The following is a 13,568-nucleotide window of genomic DNA, read 5'->3' as shown; positions in this document are numbered from 1 at the left end:
GGAAGCCCGGTCGGGCCGGCCACGAGTTACGCTCGGGCCATGCCCCGTCCATCCAAGAACAGTCCCGCCAAGGCAGAGCCGGCCGCAGCGCCAAACGGCAAATCGGAGCGGCTCGACGCCCGCATGCTGGAAGCCCTGGTCGGCTACAACGCACGCCGCGCCTGGCTCATCGTGAGCAGCGTGTTCGCCGACCGCATGGCGCCGTACGGCCTCAAGCAGATCGACTTCTCGGTGCTGTCGCTGCTGGCGCACAACCCGGGCGCCACCTCGCGCCAGCTGTGCAACACGCTCGACATCCTGCCGCCCAACCTGGTGAGCCTGGTCGCCACGCTCGACAGCCGCGGACTCATCGAGCGCCGCCCGCATCCGCACGATGGCCGCGCGGTGGGCCTGCACCTCACCGAGGCCGGAGAAAAGCTGATTCGCGAGGCCGAGCAGACCGTGACGCAGCTCGAGGCCGACGCCAGCGCCCGGCTCACGGTGCGCGAGCGCGAAACGCTGATCCGGCTGCTGCAGAAGATCTACCTGTAGCCGGGGCCACCCAGGCTAAAGCCCCCGCTCCACCATGTCGATCAGCCGCTGCCCCAGCGCATGGCTGGATTGCGCGTCCAGGCCCTTGAGCGGTCCTTCGATGATCAGCAGCGCCAGGCCGTGCACGGCCGACCAGGCCAGGTATTCGGCATTGGGGCGGTGCGAAGGGTCGAGCGCACCTGCTTCCACGAGCCGGTCGATCGCCGCGCCCAGCAGCTGGAACGGATCCTTGCCGCTGGCCCCCTCCTTTCCCGGCCCCACCTCGCCTTCGGCGTCTTCCGACGACACCACGAAAGCGGTGCGGAACAGGCCCGGCTCGGCCTGGGCAAAGCGCAGGTAGCCGGTGCCGATGGCCCGCACCTGCGCCCGCGCGAAGTCGACGGGCGGCTGGTCGCAGGGCAGCACCGCCAGCTCCTTTTCCATCGCACTGGCCGCCGCCGACAGCGCGGCCGCGCGCACCGCCAGCAGCAGCTCCCGCCGGCTCGCGAAATGGCGGTAGGCCGCATTGGGCACCACGCCCGCGCGGCGCGTCACCTCGCGCAGCGCCACCGCATCGGGGCCGCCGTCGCGCGCCAGTTCGATCCCAGCGTCGAGCAGCGCGCGGCGCAGGTCGCCATGGCGGTAGGTGCTGCGGGCCGCGGGCGGGCTCGGGGCTGGCGGGACGATGCGGGGGCTCATCAGGAATCTCCATGTGGACAGTGTCCATTATGTCTGCTATTCTTTGTGGACGGTGTACACAAACTTAGTTATTCCGTATGCGCGCAGGTCTCTGCGCATCCTTTCATCCTCAGTCCAAAGGAAACGCCATGAAAGTCCAGTCCTATCTGTCGTTCGAAGGCCGCTGCGACGAAGCGCTCGCGTTCTACAAGAAGGCGCTCGGCGCCGAAGTCGTGCAGCTCATGCGCTACAGCGAGGCGCCGCAGATGCCGCCCTCGTCCGATGCCGACGCCAGCTGCGGCGGCGGCGCGCCGGCGGCCGACAAGGTGATGCACGCGGTGGTGTGCATCGGCGAAACCGAGCTGATGGCCTCCGACGGCCGGTGCTCGGGCCAGCCGGAGTTCAAGGGCATCATGCTGGCCCTCACCGCCGCCACCGACGCCCAGGCGCGCCAGTGGTTCGATGCGCTGGCCGACGGCGGCCAGGTGATGCAGCCGCTGATCCCGACCTTCTTCAGCTCCAGCTTCGGCATGCTCACCGACCGTTTCGGCGTGGGCTGGCTGCTGGTGGTGCACGCCGGCCAGTAACCCGTCGCCGCGACGCCCGCTCCCGCTCCAGGAATACCTTCATGCTCAAGAAAATCGCCCTCGCCATCCTCGCGCTGATCGCGATCGTGCTCATCTACGCCGCCGTCCGCCCCGGCAGCTTTCGCGTCGAGCGCACGGCGCGCATCGCGGCGCCGGCCGAGAAGATCTTTCCGCTGATCAACGACTTCCACCGCTGGGGCGAGTGGTCGCCCTACGAGAAGCTGGACCCGGGCATGAAGCGCGCTTTCGGCGGGGCACCCGCCGGCCGGGGCACGACCTACGCGTGGGAAGGCAACGACAAGGCGGGCGCGGGCCGCATGGAAATCGCCGAGTCCACGCCGGCTTCGAGGATCGCGATCCGGCTCGATTTCATCAAGCCCTTCGAAGCCCGCAATATGGCCGAGTTCACGCTGCAGCCGCAGGACGGCGCGACACAGGTGACCTGGGCCATGCACGGCCCGAGCCCCTACGTCGCAAAGCTCATGGGCATCTTCTTCAACATGGACCAGATGATCGGCAAGGACTTCGAAACCGGCCTTGCCAACCTCAAGACGGCCTCCGAAAAATAACCCCCGAAAGGAAACACCATGTCTCCCATCCACGCCTACCTGACGTTCGACGGCAACGCGGCCGAGGCCATGCGCTTCTACGAGAAGACGCTCGGCGGCACCATGCAGATGATGATGACCGTCGGCGAAGCGCCCGGTACCGAGCAGATGCCGGCCGACGCCAAGAAGCGCATCATGCATGCGTCCCTGGCCTACGGCGACGGCATGCTCATGGCCTCCGACGCCATGCCCGGCCAGGCCTACGAAGGCATGAAAGGCTTCGGCGTTGCGCTGACCCTCGAGACCGTCGTCGAAGCGCGCCGCGTGTTCGACGCCTTTGCCGAGGGTGGCACCGTCTCCATGCCCTTCGAGAAGACCTTCTGGGTCGAGGGCTTCGGCATGGTGACCGACCGCTTCGGCACGCCCTGGCTCATCAACGGCGGCAAGCCGCTGGTCTGAAATCACCTCACACGCCATTTGCAGGAATCGCTCTTCATGACCGACACACTCGACAACAACCGCAAGCGCTGGCTCGCACTGATGGTGCTGTGCCTGGGCGTGCTGATGATCGTGCTCGACACCACGATCGTGAACGTGGCGCTGCCTTCGATCCGCACCGACCTCGGCTTCACCGAGACCTCGCTGGTCTGGGTGGTGAATGCCTACATGCTGACCTTCGGCGGCTTCCTGCTGCTGGGCGGACGGCTGGGCGACCTGTACGGCCACCGCCGGCTCTTCCTGATCGGCCTCGTGCTGTTCACGCTGGCCTCGCTGGCCTGCGGCCTCGCCAACTCGCAGGCGCTGCTGGTCGCGGCGCGCGCGGTGCAGGGGCTGGGCGGCGCGGTGGTCTCGGCGGTGGCGCTCTCGCTGATCATGAACATCTTCACCGAGCCGGCCGACCGCGCCAAGGCGATGGGCGTCTACGGCTTCGTCTGCGCGGGCGGCGGCAGCATCGGCGTGCTGCTGGGCGGACTGCTCACGAGCACGCTGAGCTGGCACTGGATCTTCCTGGTGAACCTGCCGATCGGCGTGGCCGTGTATGCGCTGTGCCTCGCGCTGCTGCCCTCGGCGCGCGGCCACGCCCATGGCGAGAAGCTCGACGTGGCCGGCGCCGTGGCGGTGACGCTGTCGCTGATGCTCGCGGTGTATGCCATCGTCAACGGCAACGAGGCCGGCTGGCAGTCGGCACAGACGCTCGGCCTGCTGGGCGCCGCGGTAGTGCTGATGGCGCTTTTCATCGCCATCGAGGCCCGCGTGCAGCATCCGCTGATGCCGCTCGGCCTGTTCCGGCTGCGCAGCGTTTCTGTCTCCAACGTGGTGGGCGTGCTGTGGGCGGCCGCCATGTTCGCGTGGTTCTTCATTTCCGCGCTCTACATGCAGCTGGTGCTGGGCTACACGCCGATGCAGATCGGCCTGGCGTTCCTGCCGGCCAACCTGATCATGGCGCTGTTCTCGCTGGGCATCTCGGCCCGGCTGGTGATGCGCTTCGGCATTCGCCGGCCGCTGTCCGTGGGGCTGTGGCTCGCGGCCATCGGGCTGGCGCTGTTCGCGCGGGCGCCGGTGAACGGCAGCTTCGTGGTCGACGTGCTGCCGGGCATGCTGCTGCTGGGCCTGGGGGCGGGCATGGCGCTGAACCCGCTGCTGCTCGCGGCCATGAGCGAGGTGAGCCCGACCGAGTCGGGCCTGGCCTCGGGCGTGGTCAACACGGCCTTCATGATGGGCGGCGCGCTCGGGTTGGCGGTGCTGGCCAGCGCGGCCGTCGCGCGCACCACGTCGATGGAGGCGGCCGGCGCAAAGCTGGCGCTCGCGCTCACCGGCGGCTACAACCTCGCGTTCCTGATCGGCGCCGTGTTCGCGGCCGTGGCGGGGCTGCTCGGGGCCGTGCTGCTTCGCACCGCATCGCCAGGGTCCACCCAGAACAACGAAGACAACAACAGCAAGGGGTCCGCGGCATCCGCAGGCACGGCCAACCGTGCGGCGGCGTCCTGAGGGTCCGCCCGCCGGGCGGCCCCTTTTTCTTTCCTTTCTTCCGTTTCTTTCAAGGAGACTTCCAATGGCTCGCTATGTCGATGGCTTCATCGTTCCCATTCCCTCGAACAACATCGAGGCCTACCGCAAGCTGGCGCGCAAGGCCGGCAAGATCTGGATGGAGTACGGCGCGCTCGAATACGTGGAATGCGTGGCCGACGATGTGAAGCCCGGCAAGTTCACGTCTTTTCCGCAGAGCGTGAAGCAGAAGGCCGACGAAACCGTGGCGTTCTCGTGGATCGTCTACAAGTCGCGCAAGCACCGCGACGCGGTCAACGCCAAGGTGATGGCCGACCCGCGCCTTGCCGCGATGGACCCCAAGACCCTGCCCTTCGATGGAAAGCGGATGATCTTCGGCGGGTTCAAGTCGATCGTCGAGTTCTGAGCCGAGACCCTGAGACCCCCGGCCTCAGGCGAAGAATCCGTCGTAGACGAGCTTGAGGCCGGTCAGCAGCATGCCCAGGTACACGAAGCGATAGAACCACGCCGCATCGATGCGCCGGGCAATGCGGATGCCCACCCACACGCCGAGCGGCGCGAGCGGCATCAGCGCCGCCGAAGTGGCCAGCGTGCGCAGGTCGATCAGGCCGAGCCATGCGTAGGGAATCCACTTGCTCAAATTCACCACGAAGAAGAAGTACGCCATGGTGGCGGTGAACACCACCGGCTTGAGCCGCAGCGGAATCACATAGGCATTGATCGGCGGCCCGCCGGCATGCGCGATGAAGCTGGTGAACCCCGACACCGCGGTGAGCGCCGCCCCCACCGCGCGCGAAGGCAGCGGATCGTCCGGCTTGGGCGGAAACACCAGCCGCTGCGCCAGGAACAAGAGCGTGAACACGCCGACGATGCCGGCCACCGTGTGGGCCGAGAGCGTGCGGAAAAGCAGCGTACCGATCACCGTGCCGAGCAGCCCGAAGGGAATCAGGAACTTGAGCAATGCGCGGTCGAAGTCGTTGCGGAAGGCGGCCAGGCCGAGCAGGTCCATCAAGAGCAGCAGCGGCATCAGGATGGCCGCGGCCTGCGGCACGGTGACCGCCAGCGCCATCAGCGGCACCGCCAGCGAACCGAAGCCGGCGCCGAAGCCGCTCTTGCTGATGCCCAGCAAAAGCACGGCGGGAATGGCCACCGCATAGAAATGCGGATCGGTGATGAGGGGAAAGACCATGGGGAAGGAAGCGGCGCAGAAAAAAGCCCGCTGTGTACCGGGTAGCGGGCCGCCTGAGCGTAGCAGGATGGCGCCGGCCATGGGTTGCCGTCGGAAATTGTGCGTAAACGCACATACCGGCGTGTGGCAGCTGCGCACACTGGAAGCGCAACCGCCGCACTGCGCGGCGACTCCCTCCCATTTTTTCTCAAGGATCCGCCATGAACACCCGGGCTGCCTCCATCGCCTCCGCCGCTTCGGCGTCTTCTTCCTCGTCTTTCCTTGCCACGCCCGCCGCCCGCGACGACGCCGGCAAGCTGCTGCTGCGCCTGGCGATCGGCGTGCTCGTGCTGCTGCACGGCATCTTCAAGATCTCGGCCGGCGTGGGCTTCGTGAGCGCGATGCTGGCGAAGGCCGGGCTGCCGGGCGGGCTGGCCTACCTGGTGTACGTGGGCGAGATCGTGGCGCCGCTGCTCATGATCGCCGGCTTCTGGACCCGCGCCGCCGCCGGCGTGGTGGTCATCAACATGCTTGCGGCCTTCGGCCTGGTGCACATGGCCGACCTGTTCGCGCTGACCAAGCAAGGCGGCTGGGCGCTCGAGCTGCAGGGCCTGTACCTGTTCGGCGCGCTCGCCGTGGTGCTGCTGGGCGCGGGCCGATTCAGCCTTGGCGGGCTGCGCGGCCGCTGGAACTGATCCGGCTCATCAGTCGCCCCTGACCTGCGAAACCATCGCCTCGAGCCGGGCGACGTCGGCCACCCGCAAAGCCTTGCCGTCCTTCTGAAGCACGCCACTGCGCGCCAGCACGTTGAGCTCGCGGGTCACCTGCTCGCGGTTGGTGCTGATCTGGCTCGCGAGCGCCGCGTGCCTGGGCGCCGGCTCCAGCCGCGCCTGGTTGTGCGCCACGCCCGCGGTTCGCGCGAGGCGCAGCAGCTCGGCATGCAGCCGGTTCTGGACCCCCAGCGTGCTCAGGTCGATCACGCGCTCCGACAGCTGGCGCACCAATGACGCCAGCCGCTGCATCACCCGCTCGGCCACCAGCGGCTCCTCGCGCAGCAGGCTCAGGAAGGCGGCGCGGTCGAGGCTGGCCAGCACGCTCGGCAGCAGCGTGACCACGTCGGCCGAACGCGGCCCGCCGTCGATGGCGGCAATGTCGCCGAAGTGCTCGCCGGCCTCCGAATCCCTGAAGGTCACCTGCCGCCCGTTGGCCGCATAGGTGGTCACGCGGACCCGGCCCGAGACCAGCAGGAACACCTCGCCCTGCTGCTGTTCGGCGCGCAGCAGCAGCGGTTTGCCGGCCTCGACGCTGTGCCACAGGCATTGCTGCGCAAGCAGGTCGAGCCGCTGGTCTGGCAAGCCTTCGAACAGCGCGATGCGGCGCAGCGCGAGGCTGGAACGGGGAATGTCTGGAGTGAAGGCCATGCCGGTGAAGAGGGGCGCGCGCATTATGCTCGGGTGCCCTTCGAAGCCATTCATGGACAGACGCTCCCCACCCATCGCCCGGCTGCCGAAACCGCCAACCCGGCGCAACCTCCGATGGACGAGCGGACTGGTGCTGATGGCCTATGTCACGGCGCACCTGCTGAACCATTCGCTGGGCATCGCGTCCTTTGCGGCGGCCGAGGCGGTGCTGCGCAATGTGCAGCTCTTCTGGCACAGCCTGCCGGGCACGCTGCTGCTGTACGGCGCGGCCGGCGCGCACCTGGCGCTGGCGGTGGCCGCGCTGTGGGAGCGCCGCACGCTGCGCATGCCGCCGCTCGAGGGCCTGCGCGTGCTGCTGGGTTTTGCGCTGCCGCTGCTGCTGGCCACCCACCTGACCGCCATGCGCGGCGCCTACCTCGCCTACGGCATCGAGGGTTCCTATGTGCGCGTGGTCGCCGGCCTGTGGAGCCTGCCGGGCGCCGGCGCGCAGTTCACGATGCTGCTCGCGGCCTGGACCCATGGCTGCCTCGGCATCCACTTCGCGCTGCGGGCGCGGCCGGCCTACCGCCGCTTTTCCTACCTGCTGCTGGCCATTGCCGTGGTGCTGCCGCTCACGGCAATGATGGGCTTCATCTCGATGGGGCGCGAGTTCCAGTGGACCGGCGTGCCGCCCGCGGTGCTGCCGACTCCGGCCGAGGGCCGTGCGCTCGACACGGCGGAGGGCCGCATCAAGCTCTTCTACGCGCTCGGCCTGGCCGCCCTGCTGGCTGCCTATGCGGCGCGCAACTGGTTCGCGCGCCGCGCGCGGGGGGCGTCGATCGCGCTGCGCTATCCCGGCCGCACGGTGCACGTGCCGCGCGGCTGGAGCGTGCTGGAAGCGAGCCGCTCGCACGGCATCGCGCATCTCTCGGTGTGCGGCGGGCGGGCGCGCTGCTCGACCTGCCGCGTGCGCGTGCTCGGCCCCACACAGCACACGGACCCGCCCGACCGCGACGAGCAGCGAACGCTCGACCGCGTGCGAGCCCCGGGCGGCGTGCGGCTGGCCTGCCAGCTGCGCCCGCGAGGCGACATCGAGGTCATCCCGCTGTTCGCACCGGCAAGCCGCGGAAGGCAGCCGGCGCCGGCCAGCAGCTTCGGCCGCGAGCGCGACGTGGCCATCCTGTTCGTGGACCTGCGGCGCTGGTCGGGGTTGGCGGAGGGGCAATGGCCCTTCGACCTGGCCTATGTGCTCGACCGCTACTTCGCCACCGTGGGCGCCGCGGTGCGCGAATGCGGCGGCGTGCCGAACCAGTTCATCGGCGACAGCGTGATGGCGATCTTCGGGCTCGACACCGACCTGCCCACCGCCTGCCGGCAGGCGCTGCGCGCGATCGAACTCATCGGCCAGCGCATGGATGCGTGGAGCGAGGGCTTCGAAGCCCAGTTCGGCCACCAGCTGGACTTTGGCATGGGCCTGCACGCCGGACGCGCGGCCGTGGGCGAGGTGGGCTACCTCGACACCACCACCTTCACCGCGATCGGCGAGGTGGTCAACACCGCGAGCCGGCTGCAGGACCACGCCAAGACGGCCGCATCGCGCCTGGTGGTCTCGGTGTTTGCCGCGCAGCAGGCCGGCTTCGCGCATGCGGGAGGGCAGGTCGAAATGCTGGCCGTGCGCGGCCGCTCCGAGCCGATTGCGGTGATCTGCTGCGATTAGCAGCAGCGGCCGGCCGACGCGCTGCGCTTCAGGCCGGCGCCACCGTCACGGTGGCCGCGCCCGGCGCTTGCGCGATGGCATAGCGCACCGGCAGGAAGCGCTCGATCACCGCGCAGTTGGTGCGCGTGTGCTCGGTCACTTCGCTGCAGGTGAAGGCGCCGCCGCGGCCGCTCTGCCATGCCGCCAGGCCCAGCAGCAGGGCCAGCTGATCGGCCAGGTGCGGGCCCACGGCCGCCTGGCTTTTCTGGAATTCGCGCAGCTCCTTCACCAGCCCGTGCGCCACCTGCTCGGCGCTCAGCGACTTTTCGCCGAAAGCCGTGAAGACCTCGGTGACATGCTCGTACGCCAGCGTGGCAAGCAGCGCGTTGCCGGGGCCTTCGTTCTGGCGCGCCGCTGCGGTGCGCAGCTGCTCGCCGGACCAGCCCATGGCCTTGCCCAGCGTCTCCAGTTCGCGCACGGCAATGTGGCGCGCAAGCCCCGGCGCCAGGCACTCCGCATGGCTCGACAGCAGCGCGCCGCGGCTCACCAAGTCGAAGGGCTGCAGCCCATCGGCCGCCGGCACGATGGCCGCTTCGACCTCCCCGCCGCCGGCCGGATAGAAACCACAGCGGCGCAGCACCAGCTGCAGGTCGGCGCCCAGGCGGCGCACCAGCGGTGCGAAGGCGCGTTCCAGGAAGTGGAAAGGCGGCGCCATCGGGTTGTGCGTGCCGCCGCTCAGATGCAGGTGGCTCGGCGCACCGGCCAGCAGCAGCGGCGGCAGCACCGTCTGCAACACCAGCATGCAGCTGCCCGCGCTGGCAATCGCGAAGCGGTACTCGCCCGCGCGCACCGGCCCCGGCACGAAGCGCAGCGACTGCGATCCGAGCTCTGCCCCTTCGACCTGCGCGCCGCTGATCTGTGCCGCTGCATTCACGCAGGCCAGGTGCTGGCGCATCAGGCCCGGCTTGGCGCGGCCTGCGCGAATCTTCTCGATGGCCACTGGCTGGCCCGTGGCCACCGAAAGCGCCAGGCTGGTGCGCAGGATCTGCCCGCCGCCCTCGCCTTGCGAACCGTCGAGTTCGATCATGGGCGGCCTCCTTGTTGCGCGGCGACCACGGCCGCGCCGGAGCGCGAAAGCGCGCGCCTTGCGAGCCGGCAGGCACGGCAGCGCACCGCCGTGCTGTTGATGTTGCCCAGCGCCACCTCGTACCACCACTTCTGCTGCTTGGCCGTCCACACTTCGTCGGCGCCGCAGTCGCGGCAGGTGAAGGCCTTGTCCACGTAGAACGTGGGCAAGGGTCCGTAAGTATTGTTGTGCGCGGCCAGCAGCGCCGTATCGGCGACCACCAGGCCGGCACCGCTCACGGGCCGCGCGCCGGCGGGCAGCCGCTGCTCGGCCAACCTGCGCGCGGCGCGTTCGAGCCGATGTGCCTTGATTTCGGCGCGGCGTTGCTTGTTGCTTTTCATGGGTTATCCCTTCACGCACACCACCTGCTTGAGCGTGTAGACCACCTCCACCAGGTCCTTCTGCGCCTCCATCACCGCGTCGATGTCCTTGTAGGCCATCGGGATCTCGTCGATCACGTCGGCGTCCTTGCGGCATTCCACGCCTTCGGTCGCGGCGATCTGGTCGGCAATGGTGAAGAGCTTCTTCGCCTTGGTGCGGCTCATCTTTCGGCCCGCGCCGTGGCTGCAGCTCATGAAGCTCTCGGGGTTGCCCTTGCCGCGCACGATGTAGCTCTTTGCGCCCATGCTGCCGGGAATGATCCCGAGCTCGCCGGCCTTGGCGCTCACCGCGCCCTTGCGCGTGACGAGCACCTCTTCGCCGAAGTGCGTCTCGCGGCTCACGTAGTTGTGGTGGCAGTTCACCGCTTCCACATGCGCCTCGAAAGGCTTGGCAATCACCTTGCGCGCGGCCGCGACCACGCGCTGCATCATCACCTCGCGGTTGGCGCGCGCGAACTTCTGGGCCCAGCCCACCGCGCGCACATAGTCGCCGAAGTACTGGGCGCCTTCCTCGAAGTACGCCAAGTCCTGGTCGGGCAGGTTGCGCTGGTGCAGTTCGGCGTCCTTCTTCGCAAGCTCGATGAAGTGCGTACCGATGGCATTGCCCACGCCACGCGAACCCGAATGCAGCATGAACCACACGGCGCCCGCTTCGTCGAGGCAGACCTCGATGAAGTGGTTGCCGGTACCCAGCGTTCCCAGGTGCTTGTGGTTGTTGGTGTTCCTGATGCGCGGGTAGTCCTCGCAGATCAGGTCGAACTCATCCACCAGCTTGGCCCAGGCGGCATCGGTCTCGTCGGGCGGCGTTTCCCACGATCCCTTGTCGCGGCCCATGCGCTTGGGGTTGCTTCCGTGCGGCACGGCCTTTTCGATGGCCGAGCGCAGCGGACCCAGGTTGTCGGGCAGGTCGCGCGCGTTGAGCGTGGTCTTGCAAGCCATCATTCCGCAGCCGATGTCCACGCCCACCGCGGCCGGGATGATGGCCTTGAAGGTCGGGATCACCGAACCCACGGTGGCGCCGATGCCGTAGTGCACGTCGGGCATGGCCGCGATGTGCTTGAACACGATGGGCAGGCGCGCCGCGTTCTCGAGCTGCTTCTGCGCCTCGTCTTCCACGGGCACGCCGTTCGTCCACATCTTCACGGGGACGCCGTTGGCGACTTCGTGCAGTTTGTAGTTGTTTGCCATCTTTTTGCCCTCTGATCATCAAATTGTCCGGCGGGGAGGATGCCGATGCACCCTCCCCCGACTCACGCCACAACGGCGCTTGGGACCTCTCCTTGCGAAGAGCGTGCCAATATGGCCCGCGTGCCGCGACTTTCTTCAAGTCGTTGATGTCATTGGATTTTTTCGATATTTCGCGTGAGAAATGATTCTGCTGTCTCTTCATGAAACTAGAATATTGGCTAGTAATTTAGCTTCATCGAATGAAACCCATCGTCGTCATCGGCTTCCTCGGCACCCAGCTCGACGCCGGCCAAGGCGCGGGCCGCTGGAACAAGTGGCGCCCGACGGTCTCGCTCGCGCAGCACGACGACATGGTCGTTTCGCGCATGGAGCTGCTCTACACGCTCAAGCACAAGGCGCTGGCCGAAGTGGTCAAGGCCGACATCGCCGCCGTGTCGCCCGAGACCACAGTCAACCTCGTGCCCTTCGACCTCGCAGATCCTTGGGACTTCGGCGAGGTCTACACGCGCCTGTACGACTGGGCGCGCGCCTACACCTTCGACACCGAGCGCGAGCAGTACTGGACGCACATCACCACCGGCACACACGTGGCGCAGATCTGCATGTTCCTGCTGTCGGAATCGCGCGTGGTGCCGGGCGTGCTCGCGCAGACCTCGCCGCCCCGGAAGCAGCGCGAAGGCGAGGCCGGCAAGTGCACGCTGATCGACCTCGACCTGTCGCGCTACGACGTGATCGCGCGGCGCTTCGATGCGGAGCAGCGCGACGCGGTCGCGTTCCTGAAGAGCGGCATCGCCACGCGCAATGCGCGCTTCAACGCGCTGATCGACGAGATCGAGCGCGTGGCCGTGCGTTCGCGCGCGCCGATCCTGCTGGTGGGGCCGACGGGCGCGGGCAAGTCCTTCCTCGCGCGGCGCATGTTCGAGCTGAAGCAGGCGCGCCACCAGATGAGCGGGCCGTTTGTCGAAGTGAACTGCGCCACGCTGCGCGGCGACGGCGCGGCCTCCACCCTGTTCGGCCACAGGAAGGGCTCCTTCACCGGCGCGGCAAGCGACCGGGCCGGGCTGCTGCGCACGGCGAACCAGGGCGCGCTGTTCCTCGACGAGATCGGCGAACTCGGGCTCGACGAGCAGGCGATGCTGCTTAAGGCCATCGAGGAGAAGCGCTTCTTCCCGGTGGGCGCCGACAAGGAAGTGGAGAGCGACTTCCAGCTGATCGCCGGCACCAACCGCGACCTGCGCAGCGACGTGGCCGAGGGGCGTTTCCGCGAAGACCTGTTCGCGCGCATCAACCTCTGGACCTACGACCTGCCCGGCCTCGCGCAGCGGCCCGAGGACATCGAGCCCAACATCGACCACCTGCTGGCCATCCATGCGGCCGAGAACCACCGCGTGGTGCGCTTCAACGCCGAGGCGCGCGCAGCCTACCTGCGCTTCGCGCAGAGCGGCGAGGCGCTGTGGTGCGGCAACTTCCGCGACCTCTCGGCCAGCGTGACGCGGCTGGCCACGCTCGCGGACGGCGGGCGCATTCCGGTGGCGCTGGTCGAGGCGGAGATCGAGCGGCTGCGCTGGCTCTGGAACCGCGAGGGCCCGGCCAGGCGAAGCGCAGGCGCTGCCGACGTCGACCTCGGCAGCCTGCTCGGCGATGACCGCGCGGCCGCGCTCGACCTGTTCGACCGGCTGCAGCTCGAAGCGGTGGTGCGTGTGTGCCGCGACTCGCGCAGCCTGTCGGATGCGGGGCGGCAGCTCTTCCAGGCCTCGCGCGCGCAGCGCAGCGTGGTGAACGATGCCGACCGGCTGCGCAAGTACCTGACCAAGCACGGGCTCGAATGGAGCCGCATCGCGGCGGGCTGAGCTATCCTGCGCCGGAACTGCCACATTCCAAGGAGAAACCCATGTCGCTGACACTGCTCCTGCGCTGCCACGATCTGGACCAAACCCAGCGCTTCTACGCCGATGTGCTCGGCTTCGCGGCTGCGCATTCGGCAGAAGGCACCCTGACGGTCGAGAAGCAGGGCGGCAAGCTCATCTTCACCCAGCAGGATCTCTGGCAGAGCCCGCCCGCCTGCTCCGGCACCTTCTATTTCGTCGTGCCGGATGCGGCGGCCTACTACGCCGCCGTCAAGGACAAGGCCTCCATTGCGTGGCCGCTGCAGCAGATGCCCTACGGCTCCAGCGAGTTCGCGGTGGTGGACTGCAACGGCTACCACCTTGCATTCCGGCAGCAGCAAGCCTGAGCGGCCGATCCGCAAGGCGCCCCACGCGGCCGGGCGCCACGGAAAGC

At 68.4% G+C, this 13,568-nt stretch carries 16 protein-coding genes; 10 read left to right on the top strand and 6 right to left on the bottom strand.

Annotated elements, in window-relative coordinates:
* Positions 1-39: 39 nt before the first annotated feature.
* A complete protein-coding gene (locus VPA02S_RS21255) occupies positions 40-531 on the top strand; it encodes a MarR family winged helix-turn-helix transcriptional regulator (protein WP_015867177.1) in 492 nt (163 codons plus the stop codon).
* Positions 532-546: 15 nt separating this feature from the next.
* Here VPA02S_RS21255 and VPA02S_RS21250 read toward each other — a convergent pair whose 3' ends face one another.
* On the bottom strand, positions 547-1,209 hold the full coding sequence (locus VPA02S_RS21250; RefSeq protein ID WP_062365511.1) for a TetR/AcrR family transcriptional regulator: 663 nt from the start codon (positions 1,207-1,209) through the stop codon (positions 547-549).
* 128 nt (positions 1,210-1,337) lie between these two features.
* Between VPA02S_RS21250 and VPA02S_RS21245 the strand changes: the two genes are divergently transcribed.
* The 5 genes from VPA02S_RS21245 (at position 1,338) to VPA02S_RS21225 (ending at position 4,736) form a co-directional block, all read left to right on the top strand.
* A complete protein-coding gene (locus VPA02S_RS21245; RefSeq protein ID WP_062365510.1) occupies positions 1,338-1,775 on the top strand; it encodes a VOC family protein in 438 nt (145 codons plus the stop codon).
* 41 nt (positions 1,776-1,816) lie between these two features.
* Positions 1,817-2,344, top strand: coding sequence for an SRPBCC family protein (locus VPA02S_RS21240; RefSeq protein ID WP_062365509.1), 528 nt, complete (start codon positions 1,817-1,819; stop codon positions 2,342-2,344).
* Positions 2,345-2,362: 18 nt separating this feature from the next.
* Complete coding sequence (locus tag VPA02S_RS21235) at positions 2,363-2,782, top strand: VOC family protein (RefSeq protein WP_018906693.1); 420 nt, start codon at positions 2,363-2,365, stop codon at positions 2,780-2,782.
* Between the two features lie 36 nt (positions 2,783-2,818).
* Entirely contained in the window at positions 2,819-4,312 is a 1,494-nt protein-coding gene (locus VPA02S_RS21230) for a DHA2 family efflux MFS transporter permease subunit (RefSeq protein WP_018906692.1), read from the top strand.
* A gap of 64 nt (positions 4,313-4,376) precedes the next feature.
* A complete protein-coding gene (locus tag VPA02S_RS21225; protein ID WP_015867184.1) occupies positions 4,377-4,736 on the top strand; it encodes a DUF1428 domain-containing protein in 360 nt (119 codons plus the stop codon).
* Between the two features lie 24 nt (positions 4,737-4,760).
* Here VPA02S_RS21225 and VPA02S_RS21220 read toward each other — a convergent pair whose 3' ends face one another.
* Entirely contained in the window at positions 4,761-5,519 is a 759-nt protein-coding gene (locus VPA02S_RS21220) for a sulfite exporter TauE/SafE family protein (protein WP_018906691.1), read from the bottom strand.
* 200 nt (positions 5,520-5,719) lie between these two features.
* On the opposite strand from VPA02S_RS21220, the gene VPA02S_RS21215 reads away from it, so the two are divergent.
* Positions 5,720-6,193, top strand: coding sequence for a DoxX family protein (locus tag VPA02S_RS21215; protein ID WP_015867186.1), 474 nt, complete (start codon positions 5,720-5,722; stop codon positions 6,191-6,193).
* A gap of 9 nt (positions 6,194-6,202) precedes the next feature.
* Here VPA02S_RS21215 and VPA02S_RS21210 read toward each other — a convergent pair whose 3' ends face one another.
* The gene (locus VPA02S_RS21210; RefSeq protein WP_018906690.1) at positions 6,203-6,943 is read right to left on the bottom strand and encodes a Crp/Fnr family transcriptional regulator; all 741 of its coding nucleotides are present in this window, start codon (positions 6,941-6,943) and stop codon (positions 6,203-6,205) included.
* 28 nt (positions 6,944-6,971) lie between these two features.
* Between VPA02S_RS21210 and VPA02S_RS21205 the strand changes: the two genes are divergently transcribed.
* Positions 6,972-8,615, top strand: coding sequence for an adenylate/guanylate cyclase domain-containing protein (locus tag VPA02S_RS21205; protein WP_018906689.1), 1,644 nt, complete (start codon positions 6,972-6,974; stop codon positions 8,613-8,615).
* Between the two features lie 28 nt (positions 8,616-8,643).
* On the opposite strand, the gene rtcA is transcribed toward VPA02S_RS21205, so the two are convergent.
* The 3 genes from rtcA to VPA02S_RS21190 are packed head-to-tail and all read right to left on the bottom strand — an operon-like array spanning position 8,644 to position 11,288.
* Positions 8,644-9,681, bottom strand: a complete 1,038-nt coding sequence (rtcA, locus tag VPA02S_RS21200; protein WP_018906688.1) for an RNA 3'-terminal phosphate cyclase — start codon at positions 9,679-9,681, stop codon at positions 8,644-8,646.
* Entirely contained in the window at positions 9,678-10,061 is a 384-nt protein-coding gene (locus tag VPA02S_RS21195) for a zinc-ribbon domain containing protein (protein WP_015867190.1), read from the bottom strand. The genes rtcA and VPA02S_RS21195 overlap by 4 nt, the downstream gene beginning before the upstream one ends.
* A 3-nt stretch (positions 10,062-10,064) precedes the next feature.
* Complete coding sequence (locus tag VPA02S_RS21190) at positions 10,065-11,288, bottom strand: RtcB family protein (protein WP_018906687.1); 1,224 nt, start codon at positions 11,286-11,288, stop codon at positions 10,065-10,067.
* A gap of 239 nt (positions 11,289-11,527) precedes the next feature.
* On the opposite strand from VPA02S_RS21190, the gene rtcR reads away from it, so the two are divergent.
* Both rtcR and VPA02S_RS21180 read left to right on the top strand, forming a co-directional pair.
* Positions 11,528-13,138, top strand: coding sequence for an RNA repair transcriptional activator RtcR (rtcR, locus tag VPA02S_RS21185; RefSeq protein ID WP_018906686.1), 1,611 nt, complete (start codon positions 11,528-11,530; stop codon positions 13,136-13,138).
* A 41-nt stretch (positions 13,139-13,179) separates the two neighbouring features.
* Positions 13,180-13,521 carry a VOC family protein gene (locus tag VPA02S_RS21180; protein WP_026284241.1) on the top strand — a complete coding sequence of 114 codons (342 nt, stop codon included), beginning with the start codon at positions 13,180-13,182 and terminating at the stop codon, positions 13,519-13,521.
* Positions 13,522-13,568: the final 47 nt, after the last annotated feature.

Origin of the sequence: Variovorax paradoxus NBRC 15149 (assembly GCF_001591365.1) — a bacterium.
Classification (GTDB): domain Bacteria; phylum Pseudomonadota; class Gammaproteobacteria; order Burkholderiales; family Burkholderiaceae_C; genus Variovorax; species Variovorax paradoxus.
Note: the sequence above shows the minus strand (reverse complement) of the source record. Positions and strands in the feature narration are given on the sequence as shown.

Excerpts from the sequence above, each read along its gene's own strand:
- VPA02S_RS21255 (WP_015867177.1), top strand. The coding sequence starts at position 40 with ATGCCCCGTCCATCCAAGAACAGTCCCGCCAAGGCAGAGCCGGCCGCA.
- VPA02S_RS21250 (WP_062365511.1), bottom strand. The coding sequence starts at position 1,209 with ATGAGCCCCCGCATCGTCCCGCCAGCCCCGAGCCCGCCCGCGGCCCGC.
- VPA02S_RS21245 (WP_062365510.1), top strand. The coding sequence starts at position 1,338 with ATGAAAGTCCAGTCCTATCTGTCGTTCGAAGGCCGCTGCGACGAAGCG.
- VPA02S_RS21240 (WP_062365509.1), top strand. The coding sequence starts at position 1,817 with ATGCTCAAGAAAATCGCCCTCGCCATCCTCGCGCTGATCGCGATCGTG.
- VPA02S_RS21235 (WP_018906693.1), top strand. The coding sequence starts at position 2,363 with ATGTCTCCCATCCACGCCTACCTGACGTTCGACGGCAACGCGGCCGAG.
- VPA02S_RS21230 (WP_018906692.1), top strand. The coding sequence starts at position 2,819 with ATGACCGACACACTCGACAACAACCGCAAGCGCTGGCTCGCACTGATG.
- VPA02S_RS21225 (WP_015867184.1), top strand. The coding sequence starts at position 4,377 with ATGGCTCGCTATGTCGATGGCTTCATCGTTCCCATTCCCTCGAACAAC.
- VPA02S_RS21220 (WP_018906691.1), bottom strand. The coding sequence starts at position 5,519 with ATGGTCTTTCCCCTCATCACCGATCCGCATTTCTATGCGGTGGCCATT.
- VPA02S_RS21215 (WP_015867186.1), top strand. The coding sequence starts at position 5,720 with ATGAACACCCGGGCTGCCTCCATCGCCTCCGCCGCTTCGGCGTCTTCT.
- VPA02S_RS21210 (WP_018906690.1), bottom strand. The coding sequence starts at position 6,943 with ATGCGCGCGCCCCTCTTCACCGGCATGGCCTTCACTCCAGACATTCCC.
- VPA02S_RS21205 (WP_018906689.1), top strand. The coding sequence starts at position 6,972 with ATGGACAGACGCTCCCCACCCATCGCCCGGCTGCCGAAACCGCCAACC.
- rtcA (WP_018906688.1), bottom strand. The coding sequence starts at position 9,681 with ATGATCGAACTCGACGGTTCGCAAGGCGAGGGCGGCGGGCAGATCCTG.
- VPA02S_RS21195 (WP_015867190.1), bottom strand. The coding sequence starts at position 10,061 with ATGAAAAGCAACAAGCAACGCCGCGCCGAAATCAAGGCACATCGGCTC.
- VPA02S_RS21190 (WP_018906687.1), bottom strand. The coding sequence starts at position 11,288 with ATGGCAAACAACTACAAACTGCACGAAGTCGCCAACGGCGTCCCCGTG.
- rtcR (WP_018906686.1), top strand. The coding sequence starts at position 11,528 with ATGAAACCCATCGTCGTCATCGGCTTCCTCGGCACCCAGCTCGACGCC.
- VPA02S_RS21180 (WP_026284241.1), top strand. The coding sequence starts at position 13,180 with ATGTCGCTGACACTGCTCCTGCGCTGCCACGATCTGGACCAAACCCAG.